We start from the raw sequence: 12,460 nt of genomic DNA, 5'->3' as shown, positions 1-12,460 counted from the left end.
AGTGGAGCAGACCGGTGAGCGCGAGCGGCGGAACCAAAGCGATTGTTGCGGCATTGACCGCGAACTTGGCCATCGCCGTGGCCAAGTTCGTGGCCGCGGTCTTCACCGGGTCGTCCTCGATGCTGGCGGAGGGCATTCACTCGGTCGCCGACTCGGGCAACCAGGTGCTGCTGCTGGTGGGCGGCAAGCGAGCGGCCCGGGCCAGCACCAAGGAGCACCCTTTCGGCTACGGCCGTGAGCGCTATTTCTACGCGTTCGTGGTGGCCGTGGTGCTGTTCACGATCGGCGCGGCGTTCTCGCTCTACGAGGGCATTCACAAGATCACCGCACCGCATGCGGTGGAGCAGCCGATCTGGGCGTTCGGCGTGCTGATCTTCGCGATCATCGCCGAGTCGTTCTCGTTCAGGACGGCGATCAAGGAGTCCAACGCGGTACGCGGCAACCAGTCGTGGATCTCCTTCATCCGCCGTTCCAAGTCACCCGAGCTGCCCGTGATCGTGCTGGAAGACCTGGGCGCGCTGCTCGGCCTGATCTTCGCGCTGTTCGGCGTGACGATGGCGGTCATCACCGGGAACGGCCGCTGGGACGGCATCGGCACCGTCATGATCGGTGTGCTGCTGGCCATCATCGCGATCGTGCTCGCCCTTGAGACCAAGTCGCTGCTGGTCGGCGAGGGTGCCACGCCCGAGGACGAGGAGCGGATCCGCAAGGCGCTGGAGAGCACGCCCGAGGTCGACCGGATCATCCACATGCGCACGCTGCACCTCGGCCCGGAGGAGCTGCTGGTGGGCGCCAAGATCGCGGTCAACCACGACGACACGGCGAGTGAGGTGGCGCGCGGCATCGACGAGGCCGAGCGCCGGATCCGCGAGGCCGTGCCCATCGCCCGGGTGATCTACCTGGAGCCCGACCTCGACCGGTCGTCCAAGACCACCACCGCCTAACGAGAGCCGCGCAGCAGCCGCAGGGCCTTCTCCTTCTCGAAGTCGAGGGCCCTGCGCGGCACCTGGATGCGCCCGATCCGCACCCCCAGATCTCTGACGGCCGCCGCCACGGCGGGCTCGCTCAGCACCCGGAGCGCGAACGCGAGCTCCGCCGGTGAGACGTCGAACCGCTTCTCCAGCTCGACCCCCTGCCCCACCGCGGCCAGCTCCTCGGGGCCGAAGCGCCGGTGCGCCCCCTGCTCGCGGACAGGCGGCAGCAGGCCGAGTGCCTCCCGGTATCGGAGCATTCGTGGGGACATGCCGAGCCGCTTGGCCGCTTCCGTGATGCGCATTCTTACATTCTTACGTCAGATTCCGCGTCCTCGGGGTGCGTCCGCCTCTCAGGGGCGCCTAAACTCGTCGGCGGACAACCATCCGACGCGAGGGGAAACCCGATGGACTTCAAGGTCGCCGACCTTTCACTTGCCGACTTCGGCCGCAAGGAGATCCGGCTCGCCGAGCACGAGATGCCCGGCCTCATGGCAATCCGCAAGGAATACGCGGCCTCCCAGCCCCTCCGCGGCGCGAAGATCATGGGCTCGCTGCACATGACCATCCAGACCGCCGTCCTCATCGAGACGCTGGTGGCGCTCGGCGCCGAGATCCGCTGGGTGAGCTGCAACATCTTCTCCACGCAGGACCACGCCGCCGCCGCGGTGGTCGTCGGCCCCAACGGCACCGTCGAGAACCCGCAGGGTGTTCCGGTGTTCGCGTGGAAGGGCGAGACCCTGGAGGAATACTGGTGGTGCACCGAGCAGGCGCTGACCTGGCCCAACGGTGAGGCCCCCAACATGATCCTCGACGACGGCGGCGACGCGACGCTGCTGGTCCACAAGGGCGCCGAATACGAGAAGGCCGGGGCCGTCCCCGCCGCCACCGCCGACGACCCGGAGGAGTGGCACGTCATCATCGACCTGCTCACCCGCACGGTCGGCGCCGACAAGCGGTGGACCAAGATCGCTGAGAGCATCAAGGGCGTCACCGAGGAGACCACGACCGGCGTGCACCGTCTCTACGAGATGCACAAGAACGGCCAGCTCCTCTTCCCGGCGATCAACGTCAACGACTCGGTCACCAAGTCGAAGTTCGACAACAAGTACGGCTGCCGCCACTCCGTCATCGACGGCCTCAACCGCGCCACCGACGTGCTGATCGGCGGCAAGGTGGCCGTGGTCTGCGGCTATGGCGACGTCGGCAAGGGCTGTGCCGACGCGCTGCGCGGCCAGGGCGCCCGCGTCATCGTCACGGAGATCGACCCGATCTGCGCGCTCCAGGCGGCCATGGACGGCTTCCAGGTGACCACGCTGGAGGACGTCGTCGGCATCGCCGACATCTTCGTCACCACCACGGGCAACTTCAACATCATCACCGCCGCTCACATGGCGCGGATGAAGCACCAGGCGATCGTGTCCAACATCGGCCACTTCGACAACGAGATCGACATGGCCGGCCTGGCCAAGCAGCCCGGCATCGTGAAGAACAACATCAAGCCGCAGGTCGACGAGTGGGTCTTCGAGGACGGGCACTCGATCCTCGTCCTCGCCGAGGGCCGCCTGATGAACCTGGGCTGCGCGACCGGCCACCCCAGCTTCGTCATGTCCAACTCGTTCACCAACCAGGTGATCGCGCAGATCGAGCTGTTCGCCAAGACCTCCGAATACCCGATCGGGGTCTACACGCTGCCGAAGCACCTGGACGAGAAGGTCGCCCGCCTGCACCTCGACGCTCTGGGCGTGAAGCTCACCGAGCTGACCAAGGAGCAGGCCGCCTACATCGGCGTCCACGTCGAGGGCCCGTACAAGCCCGAGCACTACCGGTACTAAGAAAAATGCTCCGAGGGGCCTCCGCGCCTCTCGGAGCATTCCTTTACGGCAAGCCACGCCCTCCGGCACCAAAGGCGCCCCATGGATCTCAGTGAAAGCGGCGAGCGGCAGATCTCCTGGGCCGCTCGCGCGATGCCGGTGTTGACCGCGATCGGCGAGCGGTTCGCGCTCGAACGGCCGCTCGACGGGTTGAAGATCGCGGCCTGCCTGCACGTCACCGCGGAGACGGCCGTGCTCATGGGGGCGCTGAAGGCGGGCGGGGCGGAGATCGCGCTGGCCGCGTCCAATCCGCTGTCCACGCAGGACGACGTGGCCGACGCGCTGCGGCTCTACGGGATCGCCGTGCACGCCCGCGCCGGGGTGGACCGGGCGACCTACTACCGGCACATCCACCAGGCGCTCGATCTCGAACCCGATCTCGTGCTCGACGACGGGTGCGACCTGGTCAACATCCTGCACACCGAGCGGGTCGATCTGCTGGAGCGGGTCAGCGGCGGGTGCGAGGAGACCACGACCGGGATCATCCGGCTGCGGCAGATGGCCGCGGAAGGTGCGCTGCGGTTCCCCGTCGTGGCCGTGAACGACACGCGGACCAAGCGCATGTTCGACAACCGGTACGGCACCGGGCAGTCCACGCTCGACGGGATCATGCGGGCCACCAACACCATGCTGGCCGGGCGGACCGTGGTCGTGGCGGGGTTCGGGTTCTGCGGCCGGGGGGTGGCCGAGCGGGCCAAGGGGTTCGGCGCGCGGGTGATCGTGACCGAGATCGACGCGGTGAAGGCCCTCGACGCGACCCTGCAGGGCTACGAGGTGCGCCCGATGGCGCAGGCGGCGCTGACCGGCGACCTGTTCGTCACCGTGACCGGTAACCGCGACGTGATCAGGGCCGAGCACCTGGCCGTCATGAAGGACGGCGCGATCCTGGCCAACGCCGGGCACTTCGATGTCGAGATCGACGTGCGGGCGCTGGACGAGCTGGCCCACGAGGTGCACAGGGCCGTACGGCCCAACACCGACGAGTACGTCATGCCCGACGGCCGGCGGCTGCTGCTGCTCGCCGAGGGGCGCCTGGTCAACCTCACCGCCGCCGAGGGCCATCCCGCGGCCGTCATGGACATGTCGTTCTCCGCGCAGGCCCTGGCGGTGGCGTGGCTGGCGGGAGAGCGGGCGAACCTGCGGCCCGGCGTCTATGACGTCCCCGAGGACATCGACCACGAGGTGGCCAGGCTCAAGCTGGCCGCGGCCGGCATCGGGATCGACGGGCTCACCCCCGAGCAGGAGGACTACCTGCACTCGTGGCGGGTCGGCTCCTAAGGGGTTACAGCTCCTTCAGCATGCCCTGCATGCGGCGGATCTCGGCCGACTGGGTGACGCTGACGTCGCCGGCCAGCTCCTCGATCTTGATGTGGGAGCCGCCGCCCAGCACCTGCTCGGACATCTTGATCGCGCCCAGGTGGTGGTTGATCATGAGCTGCAGGAACAGCTTGTCGAACGCCTTGCCCGAGGCCGCCTTCAGATCCTCCATCTGCCGCGGCGTCGCCATGCCCGCCATGCCCTCGTGCTTGGCGTGATGGTCGGGGACCTTCTGGTCCTGCTCCCGCAGCCACGTGGTCATGTACTGGATCTCCGGTCCCTGGGCGGCCTTGATGCGGTCGGCCAGGGTCTTGAGCTGGGCTGAGGCGGCCCTGTTCGGGGCGAGGATCGCCATGTCGAGCGCCTGCGCGTGGTGGACGATCATGTCCTGGACGTATTTGACGTCCGCCGCGTTCGCCGTCGGGGAGGGCACGATCGTGGCGGCCACGCTGGGGTCCAGCGTCTTGGCCACCTCACCCGGCCGCCCGGGTGCGATCACCGGTGCGGTGGAGTCGGCCCGTGGCGCCTGCGGCGGGCTGGACGTGCAGCCCGTGACGACGGCGAGCGCCGTGGCGGCCACTGTGCCCGCGATGACAATGAGCGCAGAGCGCACCCAGCCTCCTTCGGTCAAGAATGCGTACCCTAGATCATCGCAAAGATCATTTAAAGAGGATAAATCGGAATAAAATTTGACACATTGGTCACTGGTCCTGGTGGGGCGGTTGAGGCGAAGATGGCGTAGATTTATGCCCCCTTTATCGGAGGTTTTTCCGAGTGTTAACCCCCCGCAGAGCTCTCATCCTGGTGGCGGCAGCGGTGGCGATGGTGAGTTCCTCGCTGCCGGCTCAGGCACAGGCCATTCCGGCTCCTGGCGAGATCGTCAAGAGTGCGAACGTCGAGCACGTCACCAATGTGCCCAAGCCCACGGCCCTGGCCGATATCCACACGGACATGGCCTTCCAGGGCGACTACGCCTATGTAGGCAACTACTCCGGTTTCTCCATCTACAACATCGCCAACCCGGCGCAGACGTCGCTCGTCAGCTCCGTGGTCTGTCCCGGTGGCCAGATGGACATGTCGGTGTACGGCAACCTGCTGATCGGCTCCGTTGACTCCTCCCGGAACAACGACTCGTGCAGCAGCACCAGCCAGAGCGCCACGAACAAGGCGTCCTGGGAAGGCATCCGCATCTTCGACATCAGTGACAAGGCGAACCCCAAGTACGTCAAGTCCGTCGAGACCAACTGTGGATCGCACACCAACACCCTGATCCCCGACAAGACGGGTCAGAACGTCTACGTGTACGTCTCGTCGTACGCGCCGAGTGCGACCTTCCCGGACTGCCAGCCGCCGCACGACCTGATCTCGATCATCAAGATCCCGGTGGCGAACCCGACGGCGGCCGGAGTCATCGCGGCTCCGAACCTGTTCCCGGGCGGTGGCAACCCCGGTGACGGCAACGCCTACCCCGAGGGCACGTCGGCCACGACCGGCTGCCACGACATCACGGCGTACCCGTCGAAGAACATCGCCGCCGGCGCCTGCATGGGTGAGGGCGTCCTGATGGACATCACCAACCCCGAGCAGCCGAAGATCACCGCCACCGCGCGCGACGACGTGAACTTCGCCTTCTGGCACTCCGCGACCTTCAACAACGAGGGCACGAAGGTCGTCTTCACCGACGAGCTGGGCGGCGGCAGCAGGGCCACCTGCAACGCGGCCATCGGTCAGCTCAAGGGCGCGAACGCGTACTACGACATCGCCAACCGCGGGAAGAACCTGATCTTCAAGGGTTACTACAAGATCCCGCGCCACCAGGCCGACACCGAGAACTGTGTCGCGCACAACGGCTCGCTGCTCCCCGTGCCCGGCAAGGACATCATGGTCCAGGCCTGGTACCAGGGCGGCATCGTCGTGGTGGACTTCACCGACTCGGCCAACCCGCAGGAGATCGCCTTCTTCGAGCGCGGGCCGGACAACACGGCGCCGCCGCTCAGCGGAGGCTTCTGGTCGGCGTACTACTACAACGGCTACATCTACGGCTCGGACTTCAACCTGGGCCTGGACGTGCTGAAGCTCAACGACCCGCGGACGGACGCGGCCGCCAGTGTGCGGACCAACATCCTGAACGCGCAGACGCAGGGCTCGTACCCGGAGAGTGGCGGCACGCGGCCGTAGTCTCTGGAGCGTGACGGCGGCGGGAACCGGAAGGTTCTCGCCGCTTTGTCATGCGGCGCGACATGCTAGGCGAGAGGTACATCCAATACAAGACGACAAAACACGATATTTCTTGACAAAGTGACACCTGGATGACTGCCTTGCCAAGGCTCACGATTTGGTCACTTGTGTCTTCTCTAGGACATACGTGATCAAGGAGGCTCCCGAGTGTCCAGGAAACGCCGTGCCCTTGTCACGGCGGCGGCAGTCGCCGCGTTAGCGCTGGCGGGTATGCCGGCGCTCGCCGCAGACATCCCGCCGCCCGACACCGTGGTCACCAGCCCGAACGTGACCCACGTCGCGAACATCCCGAAACCCGCCCCGATCGCCGCCACCATCAACACCGACCTCGCATTCCAGGGCAACTACGCCTACGTCGGCAACTACGGCGGCTTCTCGATCTACGACATCAGCAACCCCAGGAAGACGAAGGTCGTCAGCTCGGTCGTCTGCCCGGGTGCGCAGATGGACGTCAGCGTCTACGGCAACCTGCTCTTCAGCGCCGTGGACTCCTCCCGCAACAACGACTCCTGCGCCAGCGTCAGCCAGTCGGCCACGGTCAAGGAGTCCTGGGAGGGCGTCCGCATCTTCGACATCAGCGACAAGGCGAACCCTCGGTACATCAAGTCCGTCGAGACCAACTGCGGCTCGCACACGCTGACGCTGGTGCCCGGCAAGGGGCGCGACCGGCACAGGAACGTCTACCTGTACGTCTCCTCGTACTCGCCGTCCGCCACCTTCCCCGACTGCCCGCCACCGCACGACAAGATCTCGATCATCAAGGTGCCGCTCGCCAACCCGACGGCGGCCGCGGTCGCGGCCACGCCGGTGGTGTTCCCCGACGGTGGCAACGAGACCCAGCCGGGCCTGCTGGTGCCGACCTCGGGCTGCCACGACATCACGGTCTACGCCGAGAAGGACATCGCGGCGGGCGCGTGCATGGGTGACGGCGTGCTGTTCGACATCAGGGACCGGCTGAACCCGAAGGTCACCGCCAGGACCACGGACCTGAACTTCGCGTTCTGGCACTCGGCCACGTTCAGCAACAACGCCAGGAAGGTCGTCTTCACCGACGAGCTCGGTGGGGGCGGCGCGGCCACCTGCAACGAGGCCATCGGCCCGAACCGCGGCGCGGACGCGATCTATGACATCAGGAACGGGCAGCTCGTGTTCAGGAGCTACTTCAAGATCCCGCGCTTCCAGGCCGACACGGAGAACTGTGTCGCGCACAACGGCTCGCTGATCCCGGTCAAGGGCCGCGACATCATGGTGCAGGCCTGGTACATGGGCGGGCTGTCGATCTGGGACTTCACCGACTCCTCCCGCCCGAGGGAGATCGGCTACTTCGAGCGCGGTCCCCGCGCGGCCGGTGATGGCGGGGGGATCTGGTCCGCCTATTACTACAACGGCTACATCTACGGGGCCGACTTCCACGAGGGCCTCGACGTGGTCAAGATCAGTGATCGGCTGACCGACAGCGCCAGGCACGTTCGTACCGACCGGTTGAACGTGCAGACACAGGAGTCGTACCACCGCTAGCTCGCGCGCTCGGTGACCGCGCTCACTGAGGCGGCGCGAACCCGCCCGGAGTCGCCTGCGGCGGCTCCGGCGCGGGAGCGGGCCCAGGCTGGGGCCGGTAGGACGGCGGGGGCGGTGGCTGGGGGTAGGCCGCCCGCCGCGGGTCCGGTGGCGTCTGGGGAGGGGGTGCGGTGCCCATCCGTTGCGCGAACCGTACCTGCTCCCGGCGGCGGCGCTCGGCCAGGACGGCGCTCATGTACGCGTGCGGCGGCACCCCGGCGGGCGCCGTCGGCGAGACGAAAGCCGCCATCTGGGTCGCGATGCGCACCCCCATCTCGTGCTGGACCTGCGGCGACAGGTCGTGCCAGCGCGCCAGATACTGCCTGGCCGCCTGCGCCACCTCGTCGGGCAGTTGGGAGAGCTCCAGCGCGGACGCCCAGCCCGCGAGCTGCGGCGGCATCACCACGGCCTGCCCCGAGTCGCGCGGCGCCCGATCGGAGATCACGATCGTGCCCGCGAAGACGTCGCCGAGCCGCTTGCCACGCTGCGAGACCAGCGACGCGATCAGCGCCGGCGCCCCCGACAGCACCCAGAACTCCACGACTCCGGCCAGCCCGCGGAACAACGCCTGCCGGAAGCGCTCAGGGCTGCCGTCGTCGCTGACCACACGGAGCCCGAGCGCCAGCTTGCCGAGGCTGCGGCCCCTGCTGAGGGACTCGAAGATCACGGGATAGCCGACCATCACCAGCACCAGCATCACGATCATGACGGCCGCGAACATGGCGGGGTCGGAGAACTGCGCGAACGACCCTAAGATCGCGTAGGCGGCGATCAGCGCGATGAGTTGCACGGCCATGTCGATGATGATCGCCAAGGCGCGGGAGGGCATCTGCGCGACCCGTACCTCGACGACGACGGCGTCGCCGGTCACAACCTCTGACATATGTGGAGCCTAACGGCTATGTGCGCTTGATTGAGCAGCCAGAATGTTCAGGTGGACATCGACGCGTTCGTGACAGCACACCGCCCCGTGTGGGACCGGCTCGACCACCTCGTCAAGAACCGCTCGTCGCTGACGGGCACCGAGGTGGACGAACTGGTCGAGCTGTATCAGCGGGTGGCCACGCATCTGTCCATGGTGCGCTCGTCCTCCAAGGACCCGATGCTGGTCGGGCGGCTGTCCGCGCTGGTGGCCAGGGCCAGGTCCGCGGTGACCGGCGCGCACACGCCGGCCTGGCGGGAGCTGGCGCGGTTCTTCACGGTGTCGTTCCCCGTGGTGGCGTACCGGGCGCGGTGGTGGTGGCTGGGGAGCGCGGTGGCGTTCCTGGTGGTCGGGTGGGTGATGGGCGCGTGGGTGGCGGCCAACCCTGAGGTCCAGGCGTCGATCGCGAGCCCGGACGAGATCACGCGACTCGTCGACGAGGACTTCGCCGACTACTACTCGGAGAACCCGGCCGCCTCGTTCGCCAGCCGCGTGTGGCTCAACAACGCGTGGGTGGCGGCACAGATGATCATGTACGCGGTGCTGCTGGGGCTGCCGATCCCGTACGTGCTGTACGCCAACGCCGAGAACGTCGCCGTCTCCGGCGGCCTCATGGCCTCCAGGGACAAGCTGGACATCTTCTTCGGCCTGATCCTGCCGCACGGCCTCCTCGAACTGACCGCCGTGTTCCTGGCGGCGGCGGTGGGCATGCGCCTGGGCTGGACGGTCATCGACCCGGGCCCCCGTAAACGCGTCGAGGCCCTGGCCGAACAGGGCCGGGCGGTGATGAGCGTGGCGCTGGGGCTGGTCGTGGTGCTGTTCGTCTCGGGCCTGATCGAGGCCTTCGTCACGCCGTCGGGCCTGCCCACATGGGCCCGCATCACCATCGGCGCACTCGCGTTGGTGGCCTTCCTCGCGTACATCATCATCTTCGGCCGCCGCGCCACCCACCACCACGAAACAGGAGACATCGAACACGCCCCCGACGTCGCCCCAACCGCCTGACCGCCCCACCCGGCCCGACCGGCTCGACCGGCCTACCCGGCTCGACCGGCTCGACCGGCCCATGGTCACGGCCGGCCGCATGGCCACGACCGCCCGACCGCCTGACCCTTCGGCTCGCTCGCGCCCGCCGGATACCCGCCCGCTGGGTTCGAGCGTCCCTGCCCGACCGACCCCGCCCGGCCCCTTTCACAAAGGGACCTCAGCCGAAGTGCGGTGGAGAGGGGCCTGACGTGTGACAACGGGCCCTTACAGGCGGCCGGCGGCCTTCAGGGCCAGGTAGGCGTCCGCCAAGGCGGGTGCGATGTCGTCCGGGGGTGCGTCCACGACCTCGACCCCGTGCCGTCGCAGCCGGGCCGTGATGCGCCGCCGCCCCAGCTGGGCCTGTTCGGCCGCCGCAGCGTCGTACACCTGCTCCACCGACCCCCGCCGCCCCGCCATGGCCGAAACGCGCGGATCGGACACCCCGGCCACCAGCACCAGGTGCCGTGAGGAGAGCTGCGGCAGTACGGGCATGAGGCCCTCGTCGAGCGCCGCCGAGTTGAGGTCCGTGAGCAGGACGACCAGGCAGCGCCGCTTGGCCCGCGACAGGACCGCCGCCACCATCCCCTGCGAGTCGGCCTCGATCAGCTCCGCCTCGATCGGCGCCATCACGTTGACCAGCGACGACAGCAGTTCAGTGCGCGACGCCCCACCCACCCAGGCGCGTACGGCCCGGTCGTAGGCCAGGAAGTCCACCTGGTCGCCCGCCTTGGCGGCCAGCGCGGCCAGCAGCAGCGCGGCGTCCATCGACCAGTCGAGCCGCGGCCAGCCGGGCGCGGGCCGAGGGTCGGGCCGGACGAGCAGCCCGCCGCCGCCACCGGTGGCCCCGGCCAGGGGGATCGGCGCGTCACCCACCCGGCCCGCGGAGGTGCGGCCGGTGTCGAGCACGATCAGTACGCGGCGGTCGCGCTCGGGACGCCAGGTGCGGACGACCACGTCGTGGCGGCGCGCGGTGGCCCGCCAGTCGATGGAGCGCACGTCGTCGCCCACCACGTATTCGCGCAGCGAGTCGAACTCGGTGCCCTGCCCCCGGACGAGCGCCGGGTGCTGCCCGTCGAGCTCGCGGAGCCTGGCCAGCCTGGAGGGCAGGTGCTTGCGCGACAGGAACGGCGGCAGCACGCGTACGGTCCAGGGAGCCTGGTGGTTGCCCTGGCGGGCGGCCAGGCCGAGCGGGCCGACCGAGCGCACCGTGACGGCCACGGACGAGCGGTCGCCGCGCCTCGTCGGAGCGAGCGTCACGACGATCTTGCGGCGCTCGCCGCGAGGGACGTTCACCTGAGCGACCCGCGGCGTGGCGCCGGCGGAGGGCGGCCAGGCGTCCCGCAGCACACCGCGGACGCGCCTGCCCCCCGGGTTCTCGACCACCAGCTCCACCGTGGCCTGCTGGCCGAGCCGGATCAGCGTGTCGCCGGAACGATGGAACCTGAGCGGGCGTACCGCGCCGGCGAACACCAGGTCCACGATGATCGCGGCGGCCAGCAGCAGGCAGATCCCGGCCAGCGCGGCCCCGGGCTGCGGCGAGAGCAGCACCACCACGATGCCGAGCGCCGCGAGCAGCCCCGCACGTCCCGTCAGAGCCATCAGCGCGGGACCGGGACCGAGGCCAGGATGCCGTCGAGCAGGCCGTCGGAGGTCGCGCCCTCCAGCTCGGCCTCGGGCCTGAGCTGGATCCGGTGCCGCAGCGCCGGCCTGGCCAGCGCCTTGACGTCGTCGGGCGTGACGTAGGGCCGCCCGGACAGCCACGCCCACGCCCGCGAGGCCGCCAGCAGCGCCGTCGCACCTCGGGGGGAGACACCGAGCTGCAGGGACGGGGAGCTTCTGGTGGCGCGGGCGATGTCGACGATGTAGCCGAGCACCTCGGGCGCCACGTGCACCTGCGCGACCGCCTGACGGCCCGCCTCCAGGTCGTCGGCCGTGGCGACGGTCTTGATCTCCGACAGGTCACGCGGGTCGAAGCCCCGGGAGTGCCGCTCCAGCACCGAGATCTCCTGGTCGCGGGGCGGCAGCGGCACGGTCAGCTTGAGCAGGAACCGGTCGAGCTGGGCCTCGGGGAGCTGGTAGGTGCCTTCGTACTCGACGGGGTTCTGTGTCGCGCACACCACGAACGGGTCGGGCAGCGGCCGCGCCGAGCCCTCCACGCTGACCTGCCGCTCCTCCATCGCCTCCAGCAGCGCCGCCTGCGTCTTCGGCGGGGTGCGGTTGATCTCGTCGGCGAGCAGCAGGTTCGTGAAGACGGGCCCCTCGCGGAACTCGAACTCCGCGGTCTTCGCGTCGTAGATCAGCGACCCGGTGACGTCGCCCGGCATCAGGTCGGGCGTGAACTGCACCCGCTTGAAGTCAAGGGAAAGGGCGGCGGACAGCGTACGGACCATCAGGGTCTTGGCCACCCCCGGCACGCCTTCCAGCAGCACGTGCCCCTTGCAGAGCAGCGCGATGACCATCCCCGTCACCACCGCGTCCTGCCCGACCACGGCCTTGGACACCTCGGCGCGCAGCGCGCCCAGCGCCTCTCTGGCCGAGTCGCCCGAGCTCGTCAA

11 protein-coding genes are annotated in these 12,460 nt (G+C 68.8%); 6 read left to right on the top strand and 5 right to left on the bottom strand.

From position 1 onward, the window contains the following. Positions 1–14 precede the first annotated feature (14 nt). On the top strand, positions 15–944 hold the full coding sequence (locus C4V41_RS15075) for a cation diffusion facilitator family transporter (protein ID WP_103956428.1): 930 nt from the start codon (positions 15–17) through the stop codon (positions 942–944). Here C4V41_RS15075 and C4V41_RS15070 read toward each other — a convergent pair. Next, positions 941–1,276 carry a MerR family transcriptional regulator gene (locus tag C4V41_RS15070; RefSeq protein WP_103956427.1) on the bottom strand — a complete coding sequence of 112 codons (336 nt, stop codon included), beginning with the start codon at positions 1,274–1,276 and terminating at the stop codon, positions 941–943. The two genes, C4V41_RS15075 and C4V41_RS15070, sit on opposite strands and share 4 nt — an antisense overlap. Before the next feature lie 102 nt (positions 1,277–1,378). On the opposite strand from C4V41_RS15070, the gene ahcY reads away from it, so the two are divergent. Together ahcY and C4V41_RS15060 are read left to right on the top strand one after the other, a co-directional pair. After that, a complete protein-coding gene (gene ahcY / locus C4V41_RS15065; protein ID WP_103956426.1) occupies positions 1,379–2,806 on the top strand; it encodes an adenosylhomocysteinase in 1,428 nt (475 codons plus the stop codon). An 81-nt stretch (positions 2,807–2,887) separates the two neighbouring features. Then, complete coding sequence (locus tag C4V41_RS15060) at positions 2,888–4,123, top strand: adenosylhomocysteinase (protein WP_103956425.1); 1,236 nt, start codon at positions 2,888–2,890, stop codon at positions 4,121–4,123. Positions 4,124–4,127: 4 nt separating this feature from the next. Here the strand turns inward: C4V41_RS15060 and C4V41_RS15055 are convergent, their stop codons facing one another. After that, entirely contained in the window at positions 4,128–4,775 is a 648-nt protein-coding gene (locus C4V41_RS15055) for a DUF305 domain-containing protein (RefSeq protein ID WP_103956424.1), read from the bottom strand. Between the two features lie 161 nt (positions 4,776–4,936). On the opposite strand from C4V41_RS15055, the gene C4V41_RS15050 reads away from it, so the two are divergent. Together C4V41_RS15050 and C4V41_RS15045 are read left to right on the top strand one after the other, a co-directional pair. After that, the gene (locus tag C4V41_RS15050; RefSeq protein WP_103956423.1) at positions 4,937–6,340 is read left to right on the top strand and encodes an LVIVD repeat-containing protein; all 1,404 of its coding nucleotides are present in this window, start codon (positions 4,937–4,939) and stop codon (positions 6,338–6,340) included. A 207-nt stretch (positions 6,341–6,547) separates the two neighbouring features. Beyond that, positions 6,548–7,918: an LVIVD repeat-containing protein gene (locus C4V41_RS15045; RefSeq protein ID WP_200823980.1), complete on the top strand. Its 1,371-nt coding sequence runs from the start codon at positions 6,548–6,550 to the stop codon at positions 7,916–7,918. A gap of 22 nt (positions 7,919–7,940) precedes the next feature. On the opposite strand, the gene C4V41_RS15040 is transcribed toward C4V41_RS15045, so the two are convergent. Beyond that, a complete protein-coding gene (locus tag C4V41_RS15040) occupies positions 7,941–8,840 on the bottom strand; it encodes an RDD family protein (protein WP_103956421.1) in 900 nt (299 codons plus the stop codon). A 51-nt stretch (positions 8,841–8,891) separates the two neighbouring features. On the opposite strand from C4V41_RS15040, the gene C4V41_RS15035 reads away from it, so the two are divergent. Continuing rightward, positions 8,892–9,884 carry a stage II sporulation protein M gene (locus C4V41_RS15035; protein ID WP_103956420.1) on the top strand — a complete coding sequence of 331 codons (993 nt, stop codon included), beginning with the start codon at positions 8,892–8,894 and terminating at the stop codon, positions 9,882–9,884. A gap of 246 nt (positions 9,885–10,130) precedes the next feature. Here the strand turns inward: C4V41_RS15035 and C4V41_RS15030 are convergent, their stop codons facing one another. Both C4V41_RS15030 and C4V41_RS15025 read right to left on the bottom strand, forming a co-directional pair. Beyond that, positions 10,131–11,504, bottom strand: coding sequence for a DUF58 domain-containing protein (locus C4V41_RS15030; protein ID WP_103956419.1), 1,374 nt, complete (start codon positions 11,502–11,504; stop codon positions 10,131–10,133). Continuing rightward, positions 11,504–12,460: an AAA family ATPase gene (locus C4V41_RS15025; protein WP_235030126.1), complete on the bottom strand. Its 957-nt coding sequence runs from the start codon at positions 12,458–12,460 to the stop codon at positions 11,504–11,506. Before C4V41_RS15025 ends, C4V41_RS15030 begins: the two co-directional genes overlap by 1 nt.

The sequence above is a fragment of the Nonomuraea solani genome, assembly GCF_900108335.1.
GTDB classification, from domain to species: Bacteria; Actinomycetota; Actinomycetes; order Streptosporangiales; family Streptosporangiaceae; genus Nonomuraea; species Nonomuraea solani.
This window is presented reverse-complemented; position numbering and strand designations above follow the sequence as displayed.

What these genes read in the sequence shown, in the direction of transcription:
- C4V41_RS15070 (WP_103956427.1), bottom strand. Translation starts at nt 1,276, where the DNA reads ATGCGCATCACGGAAGCGGCCAAGCGGCTCGGCATGTCCCCACGAATG.
- ahcY (WP_103956426.1), top strand. Translation starts at nt 1,379, where the DNA reads ATGGACTTCAAGGTCGCCGACCTTTCACTTGCCGACTTCGGCCGCAAG.
- C4V41_RS15060 (WP_103956425.1), top strand. Translation starts at nt 2,888, where the DNA reads ATGGATCTCAGTGAAAGCGGCGAGCGGCAGATCTCCTGGGCCGCTCGC.
- C4V41_RS15040 (WP_103956421.1), bottom strand. Translation starts at nt 8,840, where the DNA reads ATGTCAGAGGTTGTGACCGGCGACGCCGTCGTCGTCGAGGTACGGGTC.
- C4V41_RS15030 (WP_103956419.1), bottom strand. Translation starts at nt 11,504, where the DNA reads ATGGCTCTGACGGGACGTGCGGGGCTGCTCGCGGCGCTCGGCATCGTG.